The organism is Deinococcus arboris (assembly GCF_009755355.1).
Classification (GTDB): domain Bacteria; phylum Deinococcota; class Deinococci; order Deinococcales; family Deinococcaceae; genus Deinococcus; species Deinococcus betulae.
The window spans coordinates 1-24,648 of sequence record NZ_WQLB01000009.1; the positions used below are offsets into that span (position 1 = coordinate 1).

Sequence of the window (24,648 nt, forward strand, 5' to 3'; positions counted from 1 at the left end):
CCACCGGTAAAAAGAGGGAGGCCCCAACGGCCTTTTCGCCTGAGCCTCCGAACCTGAGGGCCTGACCGTAACACTCAAGAGAACTCTCCTGAGCCTGCCTCGGGGAAAGGCCTGGTGAACCTTGGTCAAGCGGCGCCGTCAGACCGAACCGTGAGGGTGGTCGCCCGCCAGAGTTGTCAGTGAGTCGGCATTCTATGCAACTCTCCGGCTGACCACAGAGCTGACAATGAGCGTCAATACGAAGGCACAGCGCGTCCGGCCTTCGTCCCCTCTTGCATCACCCACACTCGTCTGCACGTCCCTCCCCTCTTCCCTACTTTGTTTTTCACTGTACGCGGTACAGTGATGCTGTGACGTGGCTCAAGCCAGTAGACATAGGTGCAGGCGCGCAGGCGACCTTCAACGACTTCGTGCGTGATCTGGAGACCCGCCTGGCGGACCCCACCACCAACCGCGCCGCCCTGACCTGTTCTGTGCTGGCCGAGGCCATGTATGGCCGCTCCTATGCCCAGCTGCTCTCGGACGCCCCGCTGGCCGCCCTGAATCTGGACGCGGGCAACGTCACCTTTGAGGCCGAGTACTACATGGCCACCGATCAGGAGCGCTTTGCCCAGGTCAAGCCCCTGCTGTGGCTCTGGAAGAACCTGGACCTGACCCCACTGGGCCAGAATCCGGTGCTGGGCATTCCGGTGCGGCGCGCGCTGGCCCAGCACATCTTCAGGCGGGTGGGGCGCAACTTCAAATGCTGGCAGAACGTGGAATTCAGCGTGGGCTACAACATGGAAGTAGGCGACGATGTGGTGGTGCACCGCCATGTGCTGCTGGACGACATCGGCGGCATTGAGCTGCACGACGGCGCCTCGGTCAGCGACTACGTGAACATTTACAGCCACACCCACAGCGTGCTGGACGGCCCGGACGTGACCCTGCGCCGAACAGTGATTGGCCGGGGCGCGCGCATCACCTATCACTCCACGGTGCTGGCGGGCAGTGTGGTCAGCGACGACGCCATGCTGGCGACCCACGCCCTGCTGCGAGGCGACATTCCGCCGCACGGCATCGCCATGGGCCTGCCCGCCCGAACCACTCGCCTCAAGCTGCGCCCGCCCACCGAGCCCCACGTGGACGCCCGCACCTGGCCGCGAGAGGGTGCCCGTAAAGCCAACCCCGATTTCCCCGATCCCACCCCCAACCAGACCCGCACACCCGCTCAGGATGATCTGAACGTGCGCGAACCAGTTGGTTAGGAGGGCTGACCTTCCACAGCGGTCTGGCGCCGCCCTGAAGGCGAGATGCACGGACTTTCGGGGCGCATCGGGCCGCCGGTCAAACGCAGCACATTGCGCCCCTGCTTCAAGCGTCAGCCAGCCAGTCCACCGCTCAGAGCGGCTTCTGCATGAGCCTGGCGTGGCTCAGGGATTGAATACAGATTCCGTCTGGTTCGTAGATAAAGCACAGAATCCGTTTTGCTCTCACTCGCACTGCGGCGCAGCTTTTCAAGTCCGCTCGGCGTCCGGCTGTCGCAGGGCCTGCCATGTGCGTTGCCTCTGCACCACAAGCGCAGCGGCTGACGCACGCCCAGCAGTTCGCTGTTGCGGCGCCTCAGCGGCATTGCTCAAGTCCACCTCAATGGCTCCGTGGACACCAACGAGAGGCTTGAAGCCGCCGGGCGCTGGCTGCCCACCCCCTCCATGTCATACGGATTCCGTTTGTTTTGTTGACAAATGGGGAAAACGCCGATTTGCCAACCCCACGTCCGGAACCCGTTGTTCTTCTCGCTCTGCGGCGCAGCTTTACAAGCCCACTCGGATGTCATCGTTGATGCCCACGATTCAACCGGAGTCCGTCTTAGAGGTCCGTTTCCTCCCCAGGCTTCAGCACCCGCACGTCCACGCCGCGCGCCTTGCCTTCCCGTTCAAAGACGGCTGGGTCGCCGGTCAGTGGAGGAAAGGTCCCGTAGTGCATGGGAATGGCCACACGGGGCCGCAGCAACTCCAGGCAGCGCGCGGCTTCCTCAGGGCCCATCGTGTAATGGTCGCCAATCGGCAGCAGGGCGGCGTCCAGGTCCCGGTCACCAATCAGGCGCATATCCGAAAAGAGGCTGGTGTCGCCCGCAAAGTAGACGCGCTGGCCCCCCAATTCAATGACCAAGCCGGTGGGCATGCCGCCATAGGTGCCGTCAGGAAACGAGGAACTGTGCCAGGCGGGGGTCAAGGCAACGCTGCCCCACTCGGCGCGGAAGGTGCCGCCGATATTCATGCCGGTGGCGGCAGTGGCGCCGTGTTTCTGGGCGTATCCCGCAATCTCGGCGGTGGCCACCAGCGGAATGCCCTGGCGGGCAAATGTCAGCGCGTCGCCCCAGTGGTCGCCGTGCGCGTGGCTGATCAGCACCGCGCTGGGCCTAAGCGCCAGAACCTCCTCCACCCCCAGACTGGCCTGAGGGTTGCCGGACAGGAAGGGGTCGAGCAGCAAGCGGTGCTCCTGGGCTTCAAGAAGAAAGGCGCTGTGGCCAAGAAAGTGAATCTTCATAGGAAACCTCCGGGCAGAACAGGGGTATTTCACCTGGGTATGCGGCCCCTTTGCCTTTACCGAGCGTCCATCGTTGGCCGGGGCCGAGGAGCAGCCGGGACGCCCACTGACGTTCAGGCCGTATAGTGGGCGCGCAAACACTGCGCCCTGCCGCCTCTCGTCAAGGAGTGCCTCTCTTTTGCTATCCACGCCATTTGGTCAGGTGAGTGTCCGGGACGCCCTGGACATCCTGCTGGTGGCGTTTCTGGTGTATCAGGGCTATCTGCTGGTGGCCGGCACCCGCGCGGTCAACGTGGTGCGCGGCATTCTGGTCTTTGCCGGCGTGTGGGTGGCGGCGCAGCTCCTGAACCTCACCACCCTCAGCTACCTGCTGGGGCGCGCGGGCACGGTGGGGATTTTCGCCCTGATCGTGCTGTTTCAGCCAGAGCTGCGCGCGGCGCTGGAACGCATCGGCCGCCCCAGGGGCGCGGGCGCCGGGGCCAGCGGCGCTGCCCTTCAGGATCTGGCCCGCGCCATGGAACGCCTGGCCGAGCGCAAGACCGGCGCCCTGATCGCCATCGAGCGGCGCACGCCGCTGGGCGAATACGCCGCCACCGGGGTGGGCCTGGACGCCCTGGTCAGCGTGCCGTTTCTGGAGGCCCTGTTTGCCCGCAACGCGCCCCTGCACGACGGCGGCGTGGTCGTGCAGGGCTCGCGGGTGGTGGCCGCCGGCTGCCTGTTTCCGCTGCAGTCCAGTGACGGCACCTACCGCCGCTACGGCACCCGGCACCGCGCGGCCATCGGCCTCTCTGAACTGACCGACGCCGTGGTGCTCGTCGTCAGTGAGGAACGCGGCAGCATGCGCCTGGCCCTGGGGGGCCGGTTGGGCCCGGACCTGAACGGCACCGAACTGCGCGAGCAGCTGCGCGCCCTGGTGTATGACCGCGTGCCGGACCTGACGCCACCCGGCCCCGCCGCGCCGCAGGAGGTCCGGTGAGCGCGCCGCTGGACCGCTGGCGGCGCTGGCTCAGCCCCCGCTACGCCTGGGCGCGCTTTACCCACAACCTGGGCCCAAAACTGCTGGCGCTGGGCGTCGCGCTGACCCTGTGGTTTCTGGCCACCGCCGACCGCCGCGCCAACGTGGACCAGGGCTTTGACGTGCCGGTCACGGTGCGCGACACCACCGGCAACGGCCAGGAAAAGCGGGCGGTGGGCAGCCTCACGCCGCCCTCGGTGCGCGTGATTCTCTCGGGCCGCCCCGAGCGGCTGCGCGAGCTGGAAGCCCAGAACATTGAGGCCGTGGTGGACGTGACCGGCATTCCGGAAGGCAGTTTCACCCAGCCGGTTACCGTAACCCCACCCACCGGCACGGCCGTGCAGCGCCTGACGCCAACGCGCGTCCAGGGCTTCGTGGACACCCAGGTGCAGCGCACCCTGCCCGTAACCCTCAGCGTGACCTCGCCGCCTGAATCCAGCGTGCCGCGCTACGTGGTCTCGCCCACCGAGGCCAGCGTGACTGGCGCCGGGCAGACCCTGGCCCAGGTCACCCGCATCATCACCAGCCCGGCAGCGCTGGCGGCCGGCGCCGAGCAGGAGGTGCCGCTGGTGGCCCTGAGCAGCGCGGGCCTCCCCGTGACCGGCGTGACGCTGCGCCCCGCCACCGTGACCGTGCGCCGCCTGGACACCGGCGAGCTGCCCGTCAAGACGCTGCCGGTCGTCCTGAACGACCCACCGCCCACCCTGATTGTTACGGCCATCAGCGTGCAGCCCAGCACCGTGCGCGTGGTGGCGGCCCCTGAACTGTTGGGGCGGCTGCGCGAGGTCTCGGGGACCGTGACCTACCGCGTGGGCACCTCCACGGTGCCGGTGCGGCTGTCGGTGCCAGCTGGCGCGCAGGCCCTGGAAGCGGTCAGCGTGCGCCTGACGGTGGCGGCGCGCCCGGTCCTTACCCCCCCCGTTCCCTGAAGCCGCGCCTAGCCCGCCCGGCCCAGAAGGTGACCCGGAAGTCAGCCGACTCACACCTTGAAGGTGTACAGTCTTGGTCATGATGTGGGCAAGCGGCCACAGCCATTCGTGATAGCCCAGCTTCTCGTGCCCAGGCATGCCGTCGCCGCCTGGACCGGCTGGGAGGAGCGCGTGCGCCTGATGGTCAGGCCGCGCCGCTACGAACATGTCCTGCGCGTCGCCGACCTGGCCGCGCAGATTGCCCGCGCCAACGGCCTGGACGACATGCGGGCCTATGCCGCTGGCATCCTGCACGACATCGCCCGCGACCTCCCCGACGCCGAACTGCTGCGCCTGGCCCCCCCCGAATGTGAGATTGACGCCGCGCATCCGCTGGCGCTGCACGGCCGCGCCGCGCGCGTGCTGCTGGAGCGCTGGGGGTATCAGGACCGCGTGGTGCTGGACGCCGTCGAGGACCACACCACCGGGCCGCGCGGCGGCAACCCGGTGTCGGCCTGCGTGTATATCGCCGACGTCTCCGAGCCGGGACGCGGCGTGAACCACGACATCCGCGAGCTGGCGCTGTGCGACCTGGGGGCCGCGCTGGAACGCGCCATCGTCTCGAAAGTCACGTACCTGCAGGGGCGGGGGATTCAGGTGCATCCGCGCACCTTGCAGGCGTATCACGCGCTGCCGTGTGTGGCGCAGGCCGCCGCGTCCCCAGTCCCGCTGCGCCCACAGCCTCCCCTGCCGTTCGAGTCGTGACGCCGGACCCTTCTCTTCCGGTGGCGCCCCCGCCCCGGATTGCCGGGCTGCGCGCCCTGCAGGCATTTGGCCTGAGCCTGGCCAGCCTGTGCCTGGGGGCCTTTGCCCTGCTCAGCGGGGCCGGGCCCGTCAGCGCGGCGGCGGCGGCGGCCGGGCAGGCCCCGCAGTTCACGGTGCTGGTGGCCGGGCGCGACATCGTGTACTGCTACTACCAGCAGCCGTGCAAGGACCAGGAGCAGCGCACAGGCCTGGTGCAGCCGCCCAACACCGACACCCTGATGCTGGTCAAGGTGGACAGTGCGGGCGTGCGGGTGCTGAATATTCCACGCGACACCAACGTGGGCCCTTATGACCCCTGGCGGTCCGTGGGCGCCCAGAAGGTGAACAGCCAGTATCACACCGGCGGCCCCGAGGCCCTGACCCGCGCGGTCGAGACGATTACCGGCGAGCGGGTGGATTCCTACGTGATTGTGCGCACCGACTACGTGGCGCGCGTGATTGACGCGCTGGGCGGCCTGGACGTCACCGTCCCCGAGGGCGGCATCGAGTGGGTGGACCGGGCGGCGGGCGTGGACCTGCGGCTGGCCCCTGGCCCCCACCACCTGAGCGGCGACCAGGGCGTGCTGTTCTTGCGGGTGCGCAAGGGCTTTGGCGACGATTACGGCCGCATTGACCACCAGAAACAGGCGCTGACCCAGCTGGCCGGGCGGCTGCGGTCAGCGCAGGGGCTGGCAGCGCTGCCCACCATTCTGGGCGGCATTGGCAACGGCGTGGAAACCAACGCCGACCCGGCGCTGCTCTCGGCGCTGCGGCCCCACCTGGGGCAGATGAAACTGAGTTTTGCCACCCTGCCCACCGACGAGATTCCCGGCACCTTCAATCTGGCGGTCAACCGCGAGCGGCTGGCGGGGCTGTGGTCGGCCGCCGGCACGTCGTCGGCCCCAGCTCCCCAGGCGAAGGTGCAGGTGGTGGACGCCAGCGGCGCGGCCCTGGGTCTCCCGCTGGCGGCGGCGCTGCGCGCGCTAGGCTACCCCGAGGTCGAGGTCAGCGTAGCCCCTGAGAGCCGCGAGGCCAGTCAGGTGTTCACGCAGCTGGCCCTGACCGACGCCAACCTGCTGGCCGAGGCCCTGCATCTGCCGCGCCTTCAGGGCGAGCGCTTTGCCGTAGGCGCCGACGAGGTGGGCATCTTCCTGGGCCAGGACGCCCAGGGAACGCTGGCCGCCCTCCGTGGGCTTACGCCGCCCCGCCCCGCCAGCCCCTGAACGCCGCCTCATCACTGAACCCTCAAGGCACCTGCCCCAGCCAGCCCTGTAGACTGCACCGATATGGCGCCGGGAGACCCCGCGTCTTCCCCGAGCTGCCAACGACCCGGCGGCCACAGGCTTCAGCCCACGCCCCTGGCTTCCCGCGCGGCCGTTTGCTGACCGTCCCGTTCCCCCTCTTTCCCGGAGACCCCATGACCCCAGACCCCACCACCCACACCCAACTGCGCGCCATCGTGGACGCGGCCCGCGAGCGCCGCGCCGAGGACGTGCTGGTCCTCGACCTGACCGAAGTCAGCAGCACCCTCGAATACTTTGTTATCTGCACCGCCACAGCGGGCCTGCAGCTGAACGCCGTTCAGGAAAACATCCGCGAGAAGGCGCAGGCGGCGGGCCTGCCGCGTCCCAGTGTCGAGGGCCCCAGCGAGCGCTGGCTGCTGCTGGCCTTTGGGGGCAGCATCGTCGTGCATATCATGACCAAAGACGCCCGCGAGTATTACGACCTTGAGGGCCTGTGGAGCGACGCCCACGTATTGGACTTCCCCGAAGTTCAGGCGTAAGCGCCTGCACAGAGGCCGCCCCGGACCAGCGTGGTCGGAGGCGGCCTTCTGGTTGTCAAATGGGAGCCCTCTGGGCCGCCCACAGACACGAAACACACTGGAATCAGGCGGTTTCTGGCTGCTCAGCAGCTTTCCAGGTCTGCTTGACTTGACTCGTGTCTGACAACGGTCAAGCCAGAGGCCCTCTCAGGAAGCGGCCACGGTCAACGTCGCCAGATGGGCACCACAGGCCAGCACCTCCACACTGACCCCGCCTCCTGTGCGCCGCAGCGAGGTCAGGGCCGTGTTGTCATGCAGGCCGCGCCGGGTGGACCACGCCTCCTCAAAGTTCCAGCCCAGCAGGTCGCACAGCAGGGCCGTGATCACCACGCCGTGCGTCACGACAACCGCGTGATCGGTCTCGGTCAGGGCCACGCGGTCCAGAAAGGTGCGGGCGCGCCCGGTCACGGCTTCCAGACTTTCACCCTGCGGCGCCGCCACCAGCGGCCAGGCCCGGAACCGTGCCGGGTCCAGGGCGTCCAGTTCACTCAGGGTGCGTCCCTCCCAGGTCCCAATGTTGATTTCGCGCAGCGCGGGGCTGGTCTGCACCGGCAGCCCGAGTTGCTTGCCCAGCGGCGCCGCCGTCTGCCGGGTGCGGCTCAGGTCGCTGGCATACAGGTGGGTGGGCCGCACGACATGCGCCGCCAGCCGCGCAGCGAGCGCCTGCGCCTGGGCGTGGCCCTGCTCGTCCAAGGCCACATCGGTCCAGCCCTGAAAGCGGCCCGCCGCGTTGTGCGCGGTGCGGCCATGCCTGACCAGGGTCAGCAGGCCCGTCATCTGAACCTGCCACGGCAAAACGGCGTCATCCTGGCAGGGTAACGCAGGAGCCCTGAAGCGTCGCCCGAATATGCGCCTTGCCGGGCCTGGGGGCGGACTTCGCCAACCCACCAGTCTTCTGGTCCCAGGGCGGTTCCAGGGGCGGCGCCCAGAGCAGCATCCAGCACTACCCTGAGTCTCATCCCCCAAAGGCGCTGGGCGAACAAACTTGTCAAGCGGCGGAGCCGTGTGAGGCTCTACCGAGACAACGAGAAACCACTCTGGGACGAGCAGAGGCCGTGATCGCAAGCAATTGCGGCAAAAGTGAAATGGAAGGACTGTTTGCCCCACGGTGGACTGGGCAGCTGCCCTCAGCCCTCAGCCTGCGCGGCCTGTCCGATGCCCAGAGGCAATTCGCGGGCCACGCGCTCCAGGGTTCGCCCCGCCGCCGCCCGCACCATCTTTTCAAAGGCGGCGCCGCCCCAGCCCTGGGCGTCTGGCGTGGCCAGGTGGGCGCAAAACTGAAAGGCAAAGTGCAGTTCATCACCTGCCCACCGGGCCTGCCCCGCCACTTCGACCCAGGCGCGTTCGCCGTTTACCGCCTGGGGACGTAACTCGGCCCCGTCCGGGGTGGCCTGCACCACACTGCAAAACGGCAGGTCCACGTCCCCCAGCCCTGGCAGCGGCACCAGCAATTCGCCCCGCACCATCGCGCCCTCTGTCCGCAGATCCCGCAAGAAGCGCACCCGGCTCAAGGCGCGGGCTGGGGCCTGCACAAAGGCCAGGGCCGCGTCCGGCGCGCCGGACCAGGGCACGGTAAAGGTCTGGGCCGCCTCGACCTTCAAGGCGCTGCCGTCCCTACTCGACCCATTCGATGACCACGCGGTTTTCATTCAGGGCAGCTTGCAGTTCGGCGTCGCCGGCGCTGCGCAGCCGGGGCAGGTGGGCAAAGCGCGGCGTGGCCGAGGCGAAGCCCAGCCGCACCACCACGTCGTCACTGGCCTCGTCCTTGCCCATACGCCAGACCAGCTGGCCACCCAGCGCCTCCAGCGCCCGGACCAGTTCGGGTGGGGCCGGGAGAGCAGCGTCACCAGCGTCTTCGCCGGGCAGGTCTGCGGTCATGGGGGCATTGTACGCGCCGCGCAGGGTGGAGAATGGAGCGCATGACGGCCAACCCCTCCCCTAACACCAGCTGGCGCGCCCTGGAAACCCGCGTGGGCCTGGACCAGTTGCCCGCCTTTCACCGCGCCTTTTTGACCTGGCGGGGCGTCGAGAGCGCCCAGGAGATGCCGCTGCGCCGCGTGCAGCAGCGGGTCGAGGCCGAACTTAACCGGCTGGTCCAGGCGGGTCAGGCCACCCGTGAGGACGACGACTGGCAGCTGGCCGCCGGTGCCCTGGGCGGCTTTGAGGCCGCTGCCCAGTACCTTGACCCGGATATCCTGGGGCAGTGACGGTGGTTTCATGAGTCTGCGAATTCTGGGGGGCCACGCTAAGGGCCGGGCGCTTCAGGTGCCGGACAGTGCCCGGCCCAGCGGCGCGCGGGTGCGCAAAAGCCTGTTTGACCTGCTGGCGGCCCGCGCGCCCTCAGGCACCTTTCTGGACCTGCACGGAGGCAGCGGCGCCATCGGCCTGGAAGCGGCCAGCCGGGGCTACGCGGTGACCCTGGTGGAAAAGGACGCGCGCGCGGTGAGGGCGCTGGAAACCAACGCGCGAGCGCTGGACCTCCGGGCCCGCATCCTGCGTGGGGACGCCGAAGCCCTGTTGCCGCGCCTGGGCCAGTTTGACGTGGTGTTCAGTGACCCGCCCTACGAGGCCAATATTCCGGCCCTGACGCAGAAACTGCTGGGCAGCGGCGTGGTAGGGCCAGGCGGCCTGCTGATCTGCCAGCACCCGGACCGCACCCAGCTGCCGCCCCATGAAGGCTACAGCCACGAGGTCCGGGAATACGGCAGCAACAGCCTGACGCTCTACTGGCGCGCGGCCCCTGAGGCCCTCTCACCGGAGGGCACTGGCCCTGAATCCCCTAACCCCACAGCCGACTTGAGCTGAGCGGGCGAGGCCGCTAAGGTAACGGGGCCATGAACGCCGTCTTTCCCGGCTCCTTTGACCCGATTACCAGTGGACATATGGACGTGCTGACCCGCGCCGCCAAGATGTTCGAGCAGGTGACCGTCACCGTGATGCACAACGCCCGCAAGCAGGGCCGCCACCTGTTTACCCTGGACGAGCGGCTGGACATCCTGCGTGAAGCCACCGCACACCTGCCCAACGTCAGCGTAGACACCTTTGGCGGCCTGCTGGTGGATTACATGGCGCAGCAGCAGCAGGGCATCATCATTCGGGGGCTGCGGGCGGTGTCGGACTATGAATACGAGTTGCAAATCGCCCACCTGAACCGCCAGATTGGCGACACCGAAACCGTGTTCATCATGGCGGCGACCCGCTGGAGCTTTGTCAGCTCCTCGATGGTGCGCGAAATTGCCAGTTACGGCGGCGACATCAGTGAGATGGTGCCGCGCGCCAGCGCCGCCGCCCTGCGCCGCAAACACGACGACGTGTACGCCGAGCGAGAAGCGGCCCTGGCCGCCGCCCGGCGCCCTTCCTGAAGACAGCAGCTCAGGCCTACCCTGTGCAACTTTAAGGTAAAGACCGCCGTAAGACCCCTCTCCTTACCCTGAGGGCGTGTCCACTCCTGACCCACGGCCGGACCTGCCCCCGCAGGGCGCCCCGCTGGACCCGGTGCCCAGCAGGGCCGCCGCGCGGCTGCGCGACCTGCTGCAATTGGCCGAGCCTCTGGTGGTGTCGGACGCCGAGCAGGCCGAGGCGGCCCTGCGTGAGGCCCAGAAGCTGGCGGGCGCACTGGGCGACGCCCGCAGCGAGGCCCTGGCCTTAACACTGCTGGGAGCCACCTTTTTCTTCCGCTCTCAGTACCCGACGGCGCTTCAGGTGCTGGGGCAGGCGCAGGCCGCCGCCACCCGCGCGCAGGATGACCGCGTCACCGCCCGCGTTCTGAACAACCTGGGCAACTGCGAGGTGGCGCTGGGCAACTACGGCGAGGGCATGGAGTACTACCAGCAAAGCCTCCGCCTGGCCCAGGCCTGCGGCGACGAGGACGGCCGCACCCGCGCCCTGAGCAACGTGGGTCTGATTCACCTGGAACTGGGAGAACACGAACTGGCACTGGAAGTCTTTCAGGAAGTCCTGGCGCTGGCCGAAGAGGCCCAGGACGCGCTGTCTCAGTCCTCCTCGACCATCAACCTCGTCCTGTCCTACTACCATGTGGGCCGCTACGCCGACGCGCTGACGCTGGGCGCCGCCCACCTGCCCGTCGTGCGCGCGCTGGGTGTCCGGCAGCATGAGGTGGTGCTGCGCGCCTGGCTGCTGCCCTGCCTGATTCAGACTGGCCAGGCCGGCGACGCCGCGCGCCAGGCCGAGGACCTGCTGCCCCTGGCCCAGGCGGTGGATGACCGGGAATATGTGGCGTATATCCGGGCCTTTTATGGGCAGGCCCTGACGCAGCTGGGGCGGCTGGACGCGGCGCAGGAGCAGTTGCTGCTGGCCCTGGCCGAGGCCCAGCAGCACGGCGCCCGGCTCTCGGAGCGCACGGTGTTGCAGCACCTGAGCGAGTTGCACGCCGCGCGGGGCGAATGGCAGCAGGCCTACGAGCGCCTGCAAGCCTACGAGGCGCTGAACCGGACGCTGCACGCTGAGGCGGTGGCGCGCAAGGCGCAGGTGATGGGCGCGCAAATGCAGGTGGAGATTCTGCGCCGCGAGGCCGACGCCGAACGCCGCCGCAGCGCTGAATTGACTCAGGCCAACACCGCACTTCAGGCAGCGCAGGAGGCGCTGTCGTACCGGGCCACCCACGACGCCCTGACGGGACTGGCCAACCGCGCTCATTTTCAGGCCGAGCTGGAGCGCGCCGTGCAGGCGGCCAGCCCCGCGCCGTTTGGCGTGCTGTTTATTGACCTTGACCGCTTCAAGCAGGTCAATGACACCCTGGGGCACGAGGTCGGAGATGAGCTGCTCAAGGCCGTCGCTGGGCAGCTCCGGGGGGCAGTGCGCTCGGGTGACCTGGTGGCGCGGATGGGCGGCGACGAATTTACCATCCTGCTGCGGAGCCTCCGCGAGCCGCGCGACGCCGAGCGGGTGGCGCACAAGATTCTGAACGCCCTGGCCCAGCCGCTTCTGGTCTGCGGGCACACCCTGCAGGTCACGGGGTCTATCGGGGTGGCGGTGGCGCCGCGCGACGGTCAGGATGTGGGCACCCTGCAAAAACACGCCGATCTGGCCATGTACCGCGCCAAGCAGGGTGGCAAGAACGGGGTGCGCACCTTCCAGCCTGGCCCCGACGAGGCGTTCCCACAGCCGCCCGGCCATCTGGAGGTGGAACGCGACCTGCGCGGCGCCCTGGTGCGCGGCGAGTTCGTGCTGCACTACCAGGGCCAGTACGATGTCCGCACCCAGGCGCTGACCGGCTTTGAGGCCCTGCTGCGCTGGCAGCACCCCACCCAGGGCCTGCTGCCGCCGGGCGAGTTTCTCGGGATCGCCGAGGACAGCCAGCTGATTTTGCCGGTCGGGGCCTGGGTGCTGCGCGAAGCCTGCGGGCAGGCGGCGGCCTGGCAAACCCGCGCCCCTGGCCTGACCATCAGCGTCAATGTCAGTGCCCTGCAGTTCGAGCAGCCAGGGTTCCTGACCACCGTGCAGCAGGCCCTGGAAGCTTCCGGGCTGGCACCGCAGCACCTGATTCTGGAGCTGACTGAGCAGGCCGCCGCCCGCCACCCGGAAGCGACCGCGCAGCAACTGGCCCGTCTGCGCGGCCTGGGGGTGCAGATTGCGCTGGACGACTTCGGCACCGGCCAGAGCAGCCTGAGCCTGCTGCACCAGCTGCCTATTGACCTCCTGAAGATTGACCGCTCGTTTCTGCAGGCGGCGCCCGACCCCGAGGCCAACCGGGTCTTTATCGGCGTGATGATTACCCTGGCCCACGGCCTGAACCTGCTGGTCACGGCCGAGGGCGTCGAAACCTCGCAGCAGCGGGCCCTGCTGGGCGAACTGGGCTGCGACAGCATGCAGGGGTTTTTGCTCACGCGCCCACTGCCCGCCGCCGAAGCTGAGGGGCTGCTGATGCCCCCGGCGGCCAGTGCCCCACCAGCCTCTCTGAACTGAACAGAAGGGCCGTGGTGAGCAGAGCAGTTCTGCTCAGCGGGCGGCCCTTCGGACCTGCCAGCGGCGACGGCGGCTTGGTTGTTCAACTTCTTGAACGACGTTGCCGGACGCAGCTGCCCGGAGGCGACCCGTTGCCTCCGCAGCGACCAGAACCCCAAACGAGAAGGAGGCTGAAAGCATTACGCTCCCAGCCTCCTCTATTGCCCGGTTCAGCCCTGCGCGGCGGCCTTCAGCGCCTCTGCTTTGTGGGTGCCTTCCCAGGGAAACTCGGGGCGGCCAAAGTGGCCGTAAGCCGCCGTCTGCGCGTAGATGGGACGGCGCAGGTCCAGCTCGGCAATGATGGCCTGGGGGCGGGCGTCAAAGTGCCTCCCCACCAGTTCGGCCAGGCGCTCGTCGCTCACGGTGCCGGTGCCGTAGGTGTCCACCCGCAAGCTGACCGGATGCGCGCGGCCAATCGCGTAGGCGACTTCCACCAGCGCCCGGCGCGCCAGCCCCGCCGCCACAATGTTCTTGGCGATAAAGCGGGCGTAGTAGGCGGCGCTGCGGTCCACCTTGGTGGGGTCCTTGCCAGAAAAGGCGCCGCCGCCGTGCGGCACGGCCCCGCCGTAGGTGTCCACGATAATCTTGCGCCCGGTCAGGCCGGTGTCGCCGTGCGGCCCGCCAATCACGAAGCGCCCCGACGGATTGATGAAGTATTTGGTGTCCCTGGTCAGCAACTCGGCGGGAATGACGGCCCCGATGACATGCTCAAGCATGTCGGCGCGAATCTGCTCCTGGGTCACGTCCTCGCTGTGCTGGGTGCTGATGACCACGGTGTCCACCAGGGTCAGGCCCGCCTCGTGCGGCTCGCCGTCACGCACCACGGTTACCTGCGCCTTGGCGTCGGGGCGCAGGTACGGCAGGGTGCCCGCTTTGCGCAGTTCGGCCAGGCGCCGCGTCAGGCGGTGGGCCAGCGAGACCGGCAGCGGCATCAGCTCCGGGGTCTCGTCGGTGGCGTAGCCAAACATCAGGCCCTGGTCACCGGCCCCCACCTCGGAGTGGGCGTTCTCGGGGCGGGCGCGCTCGTCGCCGGTCATGCCGCGCCACTCTTCACTGTGGTTCACGCCGCCCGCAATCTCGGGACTCTGCTCGTGCAGGCTGACCAGCACCGCGCTGTATTCGGCGTCAAAGCCGTAGTTGGCGCGGGTGTAGCCCACTTTCATCACGGCGTCGCGCACGGTTTTTTGCACGTCCACCCGCGCGTGCTTGGCCGTCACTTCGCCCGCCACCACGGCCATGCCGGTGGTCAGCAGGGTTTCGACGGCCACGCGGCTGCCGGGTTCCTGGCGCAGAAACTCGTCGAGAATGCTGTCCGAGATGAAGTCGGCCAGCTTGTCGGGGTGCCCTTCGGATACCGATTCCGAGGTGTAGTACTTCCGCATAGTTGCTCCTTGCGCGTGGGAGGGCGTCTCACAGAACCACCTGGAGAGGGATGTCGCTGCGGTTCCCATACGGCCGGGCCCAGACTCTCTGCGTTCCGGCGACCGGCCTGTGCAGCGTAACCCACCGTTCCGGGGCGCGGAAAGGACAGCCGCCCGCCCCTGTCCAGTCCGGCTGACCCGCGCGCCTGACATCCGCCTGACGTGGCCAGTCAGAATGAAAGGCAATGAGCCACGTCGTTGTCATCGAGGACGAGGGAACGGTACGCGACGTTCTGCGCTTTCACCTGGAGCGGGCCGGGCTGCGCGTCACGGCCCTGGACTCGGTGGCCGGGGCCCTGGCCGCCCTGCCGGAAGCCGACGCCCTGGTGCTGGACTGGATGCTGCCCGGCGAAAGCGGCCTGAGTTTCTTGCGGCGGGTGCGCGCCGACGCCGAACTGCGCCGCCTGCCGGTGCTGATGCTGACCGCCCGCGCCGCCGAGGCCGAGCGGGTCGAGGGCCTGGAATCAGGGGCCGACGACTACCTGACCAAGCCCTTTTCAGCGGCCGAACTGGTGGCCCGGGTACGCGCGTTGCTGCGGCGCAGTCAGCCAGACGTGCCGCCCCTGATGACCAACGGGCCGCTGAGCGTGGACATGAGCGCCGCCGAGGCGCGTCTGGGCGGCCAGCGCCTGAACCTCACGCGGCGCGAATTTGACCTGCTGGCCTTTTTTACCCAGCATGTGGGCCGGGTCTACGCGCGCACTGAGCTGCTGGACCGGGTGTGGGGCGCGGACTTTCTGGGCGGGGAGCGCACGGTGGACCAGCACGTCACGCAGCTGCGCGCCCACCTGAACGATGACCCCGGCAAACCCGGCTTTCTGGAAACCGTGCGCGGCAAGGGCTACCGCATGCGCCCCTGGACGGAAACCCCGTGACGGGCGCAGAGGGCCTGGCCGCCGAGCCCGTCACAGACCGCTGGATTGACGCCCTGCCCCAGGCGGTGCTGCTGACCCAGGGCGGGCAGGTTACGCGGGTGAACGCCGCCGCCTCGCGGCTGTGGGGGCTGTCCCAGGACCGGGCCCAGGGACGTCCGGTGCTGGAGGTCGTGCGGCGCCACACCCTGGAAACGCTGCTCGAACGCGGCGGCGAGCTGGAACTGGAGGTCTCGGGGCGCACCCTGCGCTGCCAGGCCACCCGCGACGGCAGCAGCGGCGCCCTGATTGTGGAGGACGTGACCGACCACCGCCGCCGCGAGGCCGAACTGCGCGAGGCCACCGCCGTCCTGTCGCACGAATTCCGTACGCCCGTGGCGGCGCTGCGCGGGGTGCTCGAAGCCCTGGAATACGACATGCCGCGCGACCTCTCACAAAATTTTGTGCGCCAGGGGCTGCAAGAAACCGAGCGGCTGGCCCGGCTGGTCGAGGACCTGGCGGTGGGGTTCCGGCCCACGCGCGCCAGGACCCTGCCCCTGAGCGAGGCGTTTGCCCGCGCCGAGCGGCTGCTGTCGGCAGAACTGACTGCCCGGCGCGCCGCCGTGACCTTTGGTCAGGACTTTCTGGTGCGCGCCGACCCCGACAAGCTGCTTCAGGTGCTCCTCAACCTCGTGGAAAACGCCCTGAAGTACGGCCCGGCCGGTCAGCCGCTGCAGGTGCTGACTGCCGAGCGGGGCACCTGGATCGAGGTGAGCGTGCTAGACGGCGGCCCGCCTATCGCCGACACCGAGAGCCTGTTCGGGGCCCACACCCGCGGCCCGTCGGCCACTGGCCAGGGCAGTGGCATGGGCCTGTACATCGTGCGCTCGATTGTGCACGGCTGGGGCGGGCAGGCCTGGGCCGAACGCCAGGGCAGCCAGAACGCCTTTTGCTTCACGCTGCCGGGCGTGGGGGGCCTGTAAGCCGGTAGGCCCCCGGCTGACATCCCCCTGACACCTGCCCCGCTGCCGGGTGCTAGGGTCGCTCTCATCAGGGGTCAGACGGACTCCACCGTTTTTGCACACGCTTTAACCGGAGTCCGTCTCAAAGCACCCTCCTTCCGTCCCCTTGGCCCCTTGTCCGGCACCCCACCCGAGTCTCTGCCCCCACCTCCCCGAGGAGTTCCCGATGCGCGAAGCCCTGGAAAACGATTTACGTGCCGTTCTGAACGGCGCCCTCAATATGCTGGGCACCGTCGAGCAGATGCTGCCGGTGGCCGGCGACGTGCTGCTGCGCGAGCAGGTCGAGCGCCTAGGCGAGGTTAAGGCCCTGGACCGCGAGGTGGACGCCCAGGAAGCGCAAATTGAGGCCGAGTGCCTGCGGATTATCGCGCTGCACCAGCCGGTGGCCCGCGACCTGCGCATGGTGGCCCTGATTCTCAAGAGCCTCAGCGACATTGAGCGTATGGGCGACTACGTGGTGCATGTGGCCGAGGACGGCGCCGAGCTGGCCCAGGCCCCGGCCCTCAAGCGCTACGTGAACCTTTCGCGGATGCTGGACCGCCTGGGTGAAATGAGCCAGAACCTGCGCACCGCCATCGCCGACCGCGACGTGAGCCGCGCCGAGGCGACCGTGCAGATGGACGACGAGGTGGACGACCTCTACGAGCAGATTCAGCGCGAACTGGTCACCTACATGCTTGAAGACCCCCGCAACATCAGCAAGGCCCTGATGCTGATGCGTGTGGGCCGCAGCCTGGAGCGGGTGGGCGACCATATGGAAAATATCGCCGAGCGCGTGCGCTACTGGGTGACTGGCCAGCGCGAAGGGTAAGACTCGATGTGAAGACTTCTGGCCTGTTTCCGGCCAGAGAGAGGCAAAGGGAATGTCGGGCCGTTGAGCTGGCAACGCGCCGGAGGCAGCGAACATCCGCTCTCCTTTTCTCTTCCAGAATGGGACGGAATTCGGAGATGAGCCCAGCTGACGGGGCGGCTGCCAGGCTTGAGCGGCGGCCCCTCCCCCATCCTCTACACTTTGCCCTGATGAGCGAACAGGCGCCGGACGTACTTGTGATTGTGGGGGGCAGCGTGGCCGCCGTAAAGGCCCCAGCGGTCCTGCGCAGGCTGCGTGAGCGGGGCGCCCACGTCCGCGTGATCGCCACGCGCGCCGCCCTGAGCTTTACTACCGAGCTGGCCCTCAGCACCGCTGCTGCGGGCCTGGTGGGCACGGATGAGCACTGGTTCGAGGCCCGCCCGGACGCCCTGCACCTGCACAGCGCGAAGGTGGACGCCGCTGTGGTGGTGGGCGCCACCGCCGACCTGCTGGCCGGCGCCGCCCACGGTCACGCGGGCAGCCTGGCGCTGGCGACCCTGCTGAGCGTGCGCGCGCCCGTGTTGTGGGTGCCCGCCATGAATGAGGCCATGTGGACCCACCCGGCAGTGCAGGCCAACGCCGCGCAGCTGCGCGGCTGGGGCCACGCCTTCCTGGGGCCAGCCATGGGCGCGTTCGGCACCCAGGGCGAGGGGTCGGGCCTGGGCCGCATGAGCGAACCGGAGGACATTGCCAGGGCCGTGCTGGCGCTGCTGCCCAGGACAGGCATCGCTCAGCCCGGAGGCGTGACGCCCCCCTCCCCTGCCCTCTGCGACCTCGCAGGCCGCCAGGTGGTGGTCTCCGCCGGTCCTACGCGCGAGTACCTGGACCCGGTGCGCTTTATCAGCAACCCCAGCAGCGGCAAGATGGGCTTTGCTGTGGCTGAGGCCGCGCGGGACCGGGGCGCCCAGGTGACCCTGGTGACCGGGCCGGTCAACCTCCCTGACCCAGCAGGGCTGAAGGTGGTGCGGATTGAGTCGGCGCTGGAATTGCGGGACGCCGTGGTCGCGGCCGCCCAGACCGCCGACCTCGTGGTGATGACGGCCGCCGTGGCCGATTACCGGGCCGCCGCCCCCAGCGGCGAAAAACAGGCGAAAGTTGCCGGCGACGTGACCATCCACCTGACCCCCAACCCCGACATCCTGGCCGAGTTGGGGCGGGACAAGGGGCGCCGGGTGCTGGTGGGCTTTGCCATGGAAACGCACGCCGGGGTGGAACGGGCCGCCGGCAAGGCGCAGCGCAAGAACGCCGACTTTATCCTGCTGAATTACCCCACGCGCGAGGGGACGGCGTTTGGCGGCGACAACAATCAGGTGACCCTGGTGCGGCCAGACGGCCGCCACGAGGACTGGCCCCGCCTCAGCAAGCGCGAGGTGGCCGAGCAGCTCCTGACCGAGGCCGTTCGGCTGCTGCCCCCCACCCCATAGGCCCCGATTGCATAATGGGATGAATATTCATAGCATGTGAGGAATGGCAGGCGCGCTCAGCAAGGAACAACGGCAAAAACGCATTCAGGACATCATCGCCCGCGAGAGCGTCAGCACCCAGGGCGATCTGGTCGAGCGCCTGCGCGCCGAGGGCATCCGGGTCACGCAGGCCACCGTCAGCCGCGATATCAACGAGCTGCGCCTGGTGCGCCTGCCGGTGGGCAAAGGCCGCCACCGTTACGCCCTGGCCCAGACCGCCGGCCACACGGGCGCCGAGGAAGAACTGGCCCGCCTCTTTCAGAACTTCGTGCATGACGTGGACCGGGGCGAGAACATGCTGGTTATCCGCACTGCCGAAGGCCACGCCAGCGGGGTGGCCCTGCTGCTGGACCGCGTGCGCCGCGACGATATCGTGGGCACCATTGCCGGTGAGGACACCATTTTTGTGGTGGCCCGCACCACCACAGACGCTGAGAACATCATGGAAGAGTTCCACGCGCTGATGCTGGGGTAAGGAGGGTGTGGGACGTGGGGTGTTGGCCGTAGGACAGATCAGGAAGTTTGCCTTACCCACAGCCTACGTCCCACACCCCTTACGGTACGTCGTCCTCGTCCAGCACCGGCACATTGCCAATCGGCAACTGCACATGCGCGGTGGTGCCCTGGCCGGATTCGCTTTCTAGCCAGATGCGCCCGCCGTGGGCGTCCACGATGCCGCGCGCAATGCTCAGGCCCAGGCCCGCGCCCCCCTGGTCGCGGCTGCGGCTGTCTTCCAAGCGGTAAAAACGGTCAAACAGGCGCTCCAGCTGATCGGCGGGAATGCCAGGCCCATTGTCCTGCACACTCAGGCGCACCTCGCCCGCCACCTGCGCGCTACGCAGAGTAATCGTCTGGGCGCCGGCTTTCAGGGCGTTGCTGACCAGGTTAATCATGACCTGTTTGAGGCGGTCGGGGTCACCCTCGAAAGTCACGTCCTCGCCCACGGCCGTCAGGGTGGTCTGCTGGGCCTGGGCCAGCGGCGCCAGTTCGCGCGTGATGTCCGAGAGAAACAGGGCGGCCAGGATCGGCTGACGGCTGAGCACCAGCGCGCCGCTGTCCGAACGGGCCAGTTGCAGCAGGCTGGCAATCAGGTTGGTCAGCCGCGCCGATTCGCTCTGAATGATGCGCAGGCTCTCGGCCTGCTGCCCTGTGGGGTTGGTGCGCCGCAGCAGATACCCGGCGTGGCCGCTGATGGCCGTCACGGGCGTACGCAGCTCGTGGCTGGCGTCACTGGTAAAGCGGCGCTGCGCCTCGAAGCTGCCTTCCAGGCGGCCCAGCATGGCGTTCAGGGCGCGGGCCAGCGACTCGACCTCATCGCCTGTCGTGGGCACTGGCACCCGGTCAGTCAGGTTCTGACCGCCAATGCGCTCGGCGGCGCGCTGGACCCGGCGCAGAGGTTGAAGCGCCTGCCCCGCCAGGGCGTAGGCGCCCGTGCCTGCCGTGACCAGACCGACACCAAACAGCAGCAGCATGACGTTTTTCAGCTGGTCCAGCAGGTGCTGCACGGTGCTCAGGTTGCGGCCCACATAGACCAGACGCAGGCCCACCGCAGTCGCCGGGTCTTGCAACTTGGCCGGCTCCCCCACAGTCAGTTCCGGCGCCTGAAACGGCACGAGCAGCACCAGCAGCCGCATCAGGGTGGGCTGAACGTTGGCCGCCACTGCCACGGAGCGGTTCAGCGTCAGGCGGCCATCCGGCGAGTTGATCAGCCGTTCTAACTCTGCCTGCGACAGCTCGATGGGGCGTTGGGTGTCTACTGCCAGAGAACGGCGGGTGGCCTGGCGCAGGGCGTCGATGGACAGAAACAACTGGTCTTTCTGTTGAGGCGTATTCGCGGCGGCCAGTTCGTCCAGCAGCGACTGCTGGCTGTAAAAAGTCAGTTCCTCGACCGCCAGGCTGTAGTTGGAAAAGGAATACCGGGTGGCCAGCTTGGCCTCATCCAGCGGATTGACCTGAGAATCCAGCGGCAACCGGGGCGCGACCGGCACAAACTGCTCGTAGGTGGAGTTGAGGTCCCGGTCAATGCTGCCAATCAGGCTCACGCGCATCACGTAGAGCGTGATGATGCCCACGGCAGTCAGCAAAAAAGTCAGCAGCGCGGTGTAAAACAGCGTGAGCCGCCAGCGCAGGGTCACGGGCGACTCCGGGAAGAGGCGGCACTCATGTCAGGCAGTGTAGCGGCGCCGCTCATAAGAGCAGGCCTCCAGGCCAACAGCGCCGGGAGACCGCAGCTGCCAAGCAAGGTCTTACTCCTCGCGCAGCACGTACCCCACGCCGCGCACCGTATGAATCAGGCGGCGCTCGCCGCCTTCTTCCAGCTTGCGGCGCAGATAGCCGATATACACGTCCACCACGTTGCTGCCGCCTGTGTATTCCGGCCAGACTTTTTCCTCGATTTCAAAGCGCGAAAACACCTTGCCAGGGTTGCGGGCCAGCAGTTCCAGCAACTCAAATTCCTTGGCCGACAGTTCCACGCGCCGCCCACCTCGGAAGATTTCGCGGCCGTCCAGGTTCATCACCAGGTCGGCTACGCGCACCTCACCCGTCACGGCCGGGTTGACGCGCCTCAGGTGGGCACGCACGCGGGCCAGCAGTTCCTCAATGGAAAACGGCTTGATGAGATAATCGTCGGCGCCAGAATCCAGACCCTCGACCTTGTCCTGAATACCGTCTTTGGCGGTCAGAATGATGATGGGTGTATTGCTCGTCTTGCGGATGCGGCGGGCCACTTCCAGACCGTCCAGTACCGGGAGCATGAGGTCAAGAATCACCAGGTCGGGGTTGACTTCACGAAATTTAGACAGGCCTGTGACGCCGTCAAAGGCGACTTCAGTGGCGTAACCTTCGGCAGCCAATTCAAGTTCTATGAAGCGTGCAATGTCCTTCTCGTCCTCAATGACCAGTACCAGGGGCTTGCGTTCCATGCGGCCAGTCTAGGGAGCGCTCTCATGAGAAGCCCGCCCACGCGCTTAATCAACTTTCATGCGGCTTTCGTCGGCAGAAAGGTCCAGCAGGTGGTGCGCGCTGCACTGGGCACCAAAGCCAGCCAGCGCCAGTGGCGCGCAGGGCCAGGTGAGATGTTGGGGCAGCCGGCTGCTGACCCCATCGCAAATCAGGGTATCGCCGGGGCGCGCGGCGTCGCAAAGACGCTTGGCGTAGTTGACGGGCAGACCGTAAGCACTGAGTTGCCCACCGACCATGCCCATCAGCACCGGCCCAGCCGAGACCCCAGCACGCAGGTGGAGTTGCACCCCCAGCTGACCAGCCAGATTCAGGCGTGAGGCGCGGCGGTGCGCGTCCTGTGCGGCGGCGCACGCCTGGCCAGCGTGCTGTGCAGGCCACCACGCCAGCACCGCGTCACCCTGATGCTGCAGCACCTGGCCCCCCCGGGCTTCAAAACTCAGCAGCATCACCTGCACAAATTCCTGCATGAGAGCCATGTAATGGGACAGGGTCAGCTGCTGGGCCAGTGCGGTGCTGCCCACGAGGTCCACCAGCACGATGCATGCGGCGACAGTGTCGTCTTGGGGACCGGGGAGGGGCAGCAGGAGGTCAGGCATAAGAAAGCGGTCTTTATGATGCCTGAAGATAGGTCAGAAGGGAAGGTGAGATTGAATCAACGTCGCGGGAACTCAGACATATAAAATCTCACAATGAGGCCACGTCCATTATAGCTAGACGGATGTAAAAAAGAAGGACTCTCAAAGCCTTCTCTCTGCTGCAGCCGACCGATTGACTAGTTCGTAAAGAGTGCGAGGCCTCCAACTACTGCAGGAAAATTGGTACCGAGATAATCCAGTCAGGACTCACCGTGCCGAGCGAGGACAGCGCCTTATAGAACTTAACAGGACGCTCGTAGCACGCTCTTGACGCAATGAACTCCCAAGCTCAGGGCGGGCCCACGAGAAAGCCGTGCAGGGGTGGCAGCGTGCGGAAGCTCAGCCAGTCGCCAGGTTGCGCGCTGATTGGTGTGTTAAGCATGGCCAGCACCAGCGGCAGCCGGGCCTGGACCACCAGCACGCCGCGCTGGGCCCATAACACCTCGCCCTGTCCTTCCACAGCGGATACGCCCAGCACCTGCAAGCTTTCTGAATGGGTGCCAGCCGGCAACACCTGGGTGTGATGTGGGTCCAGCACCCCATGCACCACAAGGCGCGCTGGCCCTGGGCGTGCGGCATACGGCCCGCTCCGGTCAAAAAGGTACAGGACCCTGCCACCTACCGCGAACTCCAGCAGGGGACTGCCCTCGCGCTGTGGGTACAGCATGCCTGACGCCGCGTAGGCGGCGAACCGCGCGCCGAATTCCCGTTCTGACGTTTCGAGCGTCACTCCTGACCTCTGGGTCTGGGGGATAAAGGCTGGGTCCAGCCATGCTCCAGGCGCCCACGAGTCAGCCTGACAGTGAGTGTCACCGCCCGGCTCTGCCCGCCATCTACCACAGGGTCGTGGACCATTCTGGGCATTCTACTGGGCTGCCCGTAGGCTCAGCCACTCCAGGTCCGGGTGGGGCGCGCCAGCCTGGTCCAGCAGGGCGTCGGCGCGTTCCAGCGCAAAGGTACCCTCAACTTCGCGCTGCACATGAATCAGTACCAGGCCGTGCAGGCGCTCCAGCACGGCCCAGACCAGACTGCCAGGCGCGGCCCTATCCCGCGCCCGCGTCAGCAGGGTGGCGGCCAGGCGCTCATCGCCGCCGACAAACGCCTGGGCTGCGTCCAGGGGAATCCAGCTGAGGCTCAGGTCAGGGTGCGCCACGTCACATCCAGAATGACACCGGCCAGCATGGTCAGGGCCAGCCACATGTTGGCGTCAAAAAAGGCCACGTTCACGCGCGCCAGGTCCTGCGGATTCACGATGCGGTGTTCGTACAGCAGAATGCCGCCCATCACCAGCGCCGCCAGGTAGTACCACACACTCGCGCCCGTGACCGCACCGACCACCAGGAGCAGGGCAAATGTCAGACCGTGGCTGAGGGCCGCGATGCGCAGCGCCCTGGGAATCCCGAAGCGGGCCGGAATACTGCGAATGCCGTTGGCCACATCGAAATCGCGGTCCATCGTGGCGTAGATCACGTCCAGACCAATCATCCAGAAAATCACCACGGCCCACAGCACCCAGGCCGGCGGCGCAAACTCCCCGGTCACGGCAATCCAGCCGCCCGCCGCCGCCGCACCGTCGGTCACGCCCAGCCAGGCGTGGCACAGCCAGGTAAAGCGCTTGGTGTAGGGATAACCAATCAGGAAGATGACGGCGACGGGCATCAGGGCCAGGCACAGCGGATTGAGCTGCGCGGCGGCAAAAGCCATGAGGCCCAGACTGACCAGCACCAGCGCCCAGGCCTGCGCAGGTTTGACCTTGCCGCTGGGCACTTCACGCCCGGCCGTGCGGGGATTGCGGGCGTCGATGTAGCGGTCAATCACCCGGTTGGCACCCATCGCGGCGGTGCGGGCCGCCGCCATCGCCACGGTGACCCACAGCAGCACCTCCCAGCCAGGCCACCCGCTCCCGCGCGTTTGCATACTGGCCAGGAGCATCCCAGCGTAGGCAAACGGCAGGGCAAATACCGTGTGCTCGAATTTCACCAGGTCCAGGTAGGTTTTTACGCGGGCTGCGCCATCACTCACGACCACGCAGCATAGCGCGCACAGAGGCGGGCAGCTTTCTGCTATAGTGCCCCCTGCGCGTGGATGGTTCGAGGCGTAGCGCAGGCCGGTAGCGCACTTGGTTTGGGACCAAGGGGTCGCAGGTTCGAATCCTGTCGCCTCGACCATGCAGCCCAGTGACCCTATCCTGGGCACCTCCACGCGCCGTGCGGGATTGGTGTAGTGGTAGCACAGCAGCCTTCCAAGCTTCTGGCCTCGGTTCGAATCCGTGATCCCGCTCCAAACTGGCCCCCGTTCAGGGGGCTTTTTGCGCTCTTAGCTCAGTTGGATAGAGCAACCGCCTTCTAAGCGGTCGGTCCCGTGTTCGAGTCACGGAGAGCGCGCCAAGTGAGACGAAGA

The 24,648-nt window shown here is 67.6% G+C and carries 26 protein-coding genes and 3 tRNA genes; 18 read left to right on the forward strand and 11 right to left on the reverse strand.

The window, feature by feature from the left end:
• The first annotated feature begins 350 nt into the window (after positions 1 to 350).
• Entirely contained in the window at positions 351 to 1,247 is an 897-nt protein-coding gene (locus GO986_RS08335; RefSeq protein ID WP_369409249.1) for an acyltransferase, read from the forward strand.
• Positions 1,248 to 1,848: 601 nt separating this feature from the next.
• On the opposite strand, the gene GO986_RS08340 is transcribed toward GO986_RS08335, so the two are convergent.
• Positions 1,849 to 2,529: a metal-dependent hydrolase gene (locus tag GO986_RS08340; protein WP_157458833.1), complete on the reverse strand. Its 681-nt coding sequence runs from the start codon at positions 2,527 to 2,529 to the stop codon at positions 1,849 to 1,851.
• Positions 2,530 to 2,707: 178 nt separating this feature from the next.
• Between GO986_RS08340 and cdaA the strand changes: the two genes are divergently transcribed.
• From cdaA to rsfS, 5 genes are all read left to right on the forward strand, one after another.
• Complete coding sequence (gene cdaA / locus GO986_RS08345) at positions 2,708 to 3,505, forward strand: diadenylate cyclase CdaA (protein ID WP_157458834.1); 798 nt, start codon at positions 2,708 to 2,710, stop codon at positions 3,503 to 3,505.
• The gene (locus GO986_RS08350; RefSeq protein WP_369409251.1) at positions 3,502 to 4,473 is read left to right on the forward strand and encodes a CdaR family protein; all 972 of its coding nucleotides are present in this window, start codon (positions 3,502 to 3,504) and stop codon (positions 4,471 to 4,473) included. The genes cdaA and GO986_RS08350 overlap by 4 nt, the downstream gene beginning before the upstream one ends.
• Before the next feature lie 180 nt (positions 4,474 to 4,653).
• Positions 4,654 to 5,217, forward strand: coding sequence for a bis(5'-nucleosyl)-tetraphosphatase (symmetrical) YqeK (yqeK, locus tag GO986_RS08355; RefSeq protein ID WP_157458995.1), 564 nt, complete (start codon positions 4,654 to 4,656; stop codon positions 5,215 to 5,217).
• Complete coding sequence (locus GO986_RS08360) at positions 5,214 to 6,479, forward strand: LCP family glycopolymer transferase (RefSeq protein WP_369409252.1); 1,266 nt, start codon at positions 5,214 to 5,216, stop codon at positions 6,477 to 6,479. The genes yqeK and GO986_RS08360 overlap by 4 nt, the downstream gene beginning before the upstream one ends.
• A gap of 194 nt (positions 6,480 to 6,673) precedes the next feature.
• On the forward strand, positions 6,674 to 7,039 hold the full coding sequence (rsfS, locus tag GO986_RS08365) for a ribosome silencing factor (protein WP_157458835.1): 366 nt from the start codon (positions 6,674 to 6,676) through the stop codon (positions 7,037 to 7,039).
• A gap of 186 nt (positions 7,040 to 7,225) precedes the next feature.
• Here the strand turns inward: rsfS and GO986_RS08370 are convergent, their stop codons facing one another.
• From GO986_RS08370 to GO986_RS08380, 3 genes are all read right to left on the reverse strand, one after another.
• Positions 7,226 to 7,855 (reverse strand): histidine phosphatase family protein, encoded by a 630-nt coding sequence (locus GO986_RS08370; RefSeq protein WP_157458836.1) that lies wholly within the window; start codon positions 7,853 to 7,855, stop codon positions 7,226 to 7,228.
• Positions 7,856 to 8,205: 350 nt separating this feature from the next.
• A complete protein-coding gene (locus GO986_RS08375) occupies positions 8,206 to 8,727 on the reverse strand; it encodes a DUF3809 domain-containing protein (RefSeq protein WP_157458837.1) in 522 nt (173 codons plus the stop codon).
• Positions 8,693 to 8,956 (reverse strand): DUF3248 domain-containing protein, encoded by a 264-nt coding sequence (locus tag GO986_RS08380; protein ID WP_157458838.1) that lies wholly within the window; start codon positions 8,954 to 8,956, stop codon positions 8,693 to 8,695. Before GO986_RS08380 ends, GO986_RS08375 begins: the two co-directional genes overlap by 35 nt.
• Positions 8,957 to 8,997: 41 nt before the next feature.
• On the opposite strand from GO986_RS08380, the gene GO986_RS08385 reads away from it, so the two are divergent.
• From GO986_RS08385 to GO986_RS08400, 4 genes are all read left to right on the forward strand, one after another.
• Positions 8,998 to 9,285, forward strand: a complete 288-nt coding sequence (locus GO986_RS08385) for a hypothetical protein (RefSeq protein ID WP_157458839.1) — start codon at positions 8,998 to 9,000, stop codon at positions 9,283 to 9,285.
• A 10-nt stretch (positions 9,286 to 9,295) separates the two neighbouring features.
• Positions 9,296 to 9,883, forward strand: coding sequence for an RsmD family RNA methyltransferase (locus tag GO986_RS08390; RefSeq protein ID WP_157458840.1), 588 nt, complete (start codon positions 9,296 to 9,298; stop codon positions 9,881 to 9,883).
• Positions 9,884 to 9,912: 29 nt separating this feature from the next.
• Positions 9,913 to 10,440 carry a pantetheine-phosphate adenylyltransferase gene (gene coaD / locus GO986_RS08395; protein ID WP_157458841.1) on the forward strand — a complete coding sequence of 176 codons (528 nt, stop codon included), beginning with the start codon at positions 9,913 to 9,915 and terminating at the stop codon, positions 10,438 to 10,440.
• A 76-nt stretch (positions 10,441 to 10,516) separates the two neighbouring features.
• Positions 10,517 to 13,003, forward strand: coding sequence for an EAL domain-containing protein (locus GO986_RS08400; RefSeq protein WP_369409253.1), 2,487 nt, complete (start codon positions 10,517 to 10,519; stop codon positions 13,001 to 13,003).
• Between the two features lie 209 nt (positions 13,004 to 13,212).
• Here the strand turns inward: GO986_RS08400 and metK are convergent, their stop codons facing one another.
• Positions 13,213 to 14,424, reverse strand: a complete 1,212-nt coding sequence (gene metK / locus GO986_RS08405; RefSeq protein ID WP_157458842.1) for a methionine adenosyltransferase — start codon at positions 14,422 to 14,424, stop codon at positions 13,213 to 13,215.
• 224 nt (positions 14,425 to 14,648) lie between these two features.
• Between metK and GO986_RS08410 the strand changes: the two genes are divergently transcribed.
• From GO986_RS08410 to argR, 5 genes are all read left to right on the forward strand, one after another.
• Entirely contained in the window at positions 14,649 to 15,338 is a 690-nt protein-coding gene (locus GO986_RS08410) for a winged helix-turn-helix domain-containing protein (RefSeq protein WP_157458843.1), read from the forward strand.
• A complete protein-coding gene (locus GO986_RS08415) occupies positions 15,335 to 16,297 on the forward strand; it encodes a sensor histidine kinase (protein WP_369409254.1) in 963 nt (320 codons plus the stop codon). The genes GO986_RS08410 and GO986_RS08415 overlap by 4 nt, the downstream gene beginning before the upstream one ends.
• A 205-nt stretch (positions 16,298 to 16,502) precedes the next feature.
• A complete protein-coding gene (gene phoU, locus GO986_RS08420; protein ID WP_157458844.1) occupies positions 16,503 to 17,147 on the forward strand; it encodes a phosphate signaling complex protein PhoU in 645 nt (214 codons plus the stop codon).
• Positions 17,148 to 17,356: 209 nt separating this feature from the next.
• Positions 17,357 to 18,610, forward strand: coding sequence for a bifunctional phosphopantothenoylcysteine decarboxylase/phosphopantothenate--cysteine ligase CoaBC (gene coaBC, locus GO986_RS08425; protein WP_157458845.1), 1,254 nt, complete (start codon positions 17,357 to 17,359; stop codon positions 18,608 to 18,610).
• 43 nt (positions 18,611 to 18,653) lie between these two features.
• Positions 18,654 to 19,124, forward strand: a complete 471-nt coding sequence (argR, locus tag GO986_RS08430; RefSeq protein ID WP_157458846.1) for an arginine repressor — start codon at positions 18,654 to 18,656, stop codon at positions 19,122 to 19,124.
• A gap of 79 nt (positions 19,125 to 19,203) precedes the next feature.
• Here argR and GO986_RS08435 read toward each other — a convergent pair whose 3' ends face one another.
• The 6 genes from GO986_RS08435 to mqnP form a co-directional block, all read right to left on the reverse strand.
• Positions 19,204 to 20,784: a sensor histidine kinase gene (locus GO986_RS08435; protein WP_369409255.1), complete on the reverse strand. Its 1,581-nt coding sequence runs from the start codon at positions 20,782 to 20,784 to the stop codon at positions 19,204 to 19,206.
• A gap of 111 nt (positions 20,785 to 20,895) precedes the next feature.
• The gene (locus GO986_RS08440) at positions 20,896 to 21,573 is read right to left on the reverse strand and encodes a response regulator transcription factor (protein ID WP_010887388.1); all 678 of its coding nucleotides are present in this window, start codon (positions 21,571 to 21,573) and stop codon (positions 20,896 to 20,898) included.
• 45 nt (positions 21,574 to 21,618) lie between these two features.
• Positions 21,619 to 22,209 (reverse strand): adenylate/guanylate cyclase domain-containing protein, encoded by a 591-nt coding sequence (locus GO986_RS08445; RefSeq protein WP_157458847.1) that lies wholly within the window; start codon positions 22,207 to 22,209, stop codon positions 21,619 to 21,621.
• 328 nt (positions 22,210 to 22,537) lie between these two features.
• Positions 22,538 to 22,915: a hypothetical protein gene (locus GO986_RS08450; RefSeq protein ID WP_232337633.1), complete on the reverse strand. Its 378-nt coding sequence runs from the start codon at positions 22,913 to 22,915 to the stop codon at positions 22,538 to 22,540.
• Between the two features lie 198 nt (positions 22,916 to 23,113).
• A complete protein-coding gene (locus tag GO986_RS08455) occupies positions 23,114 to 23,401 on the reverse strand; it encodes a hypothetical protein (protein WP_369409256.1) in 288 nt (95 codons plus the stop codon).
• Positions 23,383 to 24,270, reverse strand: coding sequence for a menaquinone biosynthesis prenyltransferase MqnP (gene mqnP / locus GO986_RS08460; protein ID WP_224575672.1), 888 nt, complete (start codon positions 24,268 to 24,270; stop codon positions 23,383 to 23,385). The genes GO986_RS08455 and mqnP overlap by 19 nt, the downstream gene beginning before the upstream one ends.
• A gap of 69 nt (positions 24,271 to 24,339) precedes the next feature.
• Here mqnP and GO986_RS08465 point away from each other — a divergent pair.
• The 3 genes from GO986_RS08465 to GO986_RS08475 all read left to right on the forward strand — a co-directional run bounded on the left by GO986_RS08465 (position 24,340) and on the right by GO986_RS08475 (position 24,635).
• Positions 24,340 to 24,416 (forward strand) — tRNA-Pro (locus GO986_RS08465).
• 41 nt (positions 24,417 to 24,457) lie between these two features.
• Positions 24,458 to 24,531, forward strand: a tRNA-Gly gene (locus GO986_RS08470).
• A gap of 27 nt (positions 24,532 to 24,558) precedes the next feature.
• Positions 24,559 to 24,635, forward strand: a tRNA-Arg gene (locus GO986_RS08475).
• Positions 24,636 to 24,648 lie beyond the last annotated feature (13 nt).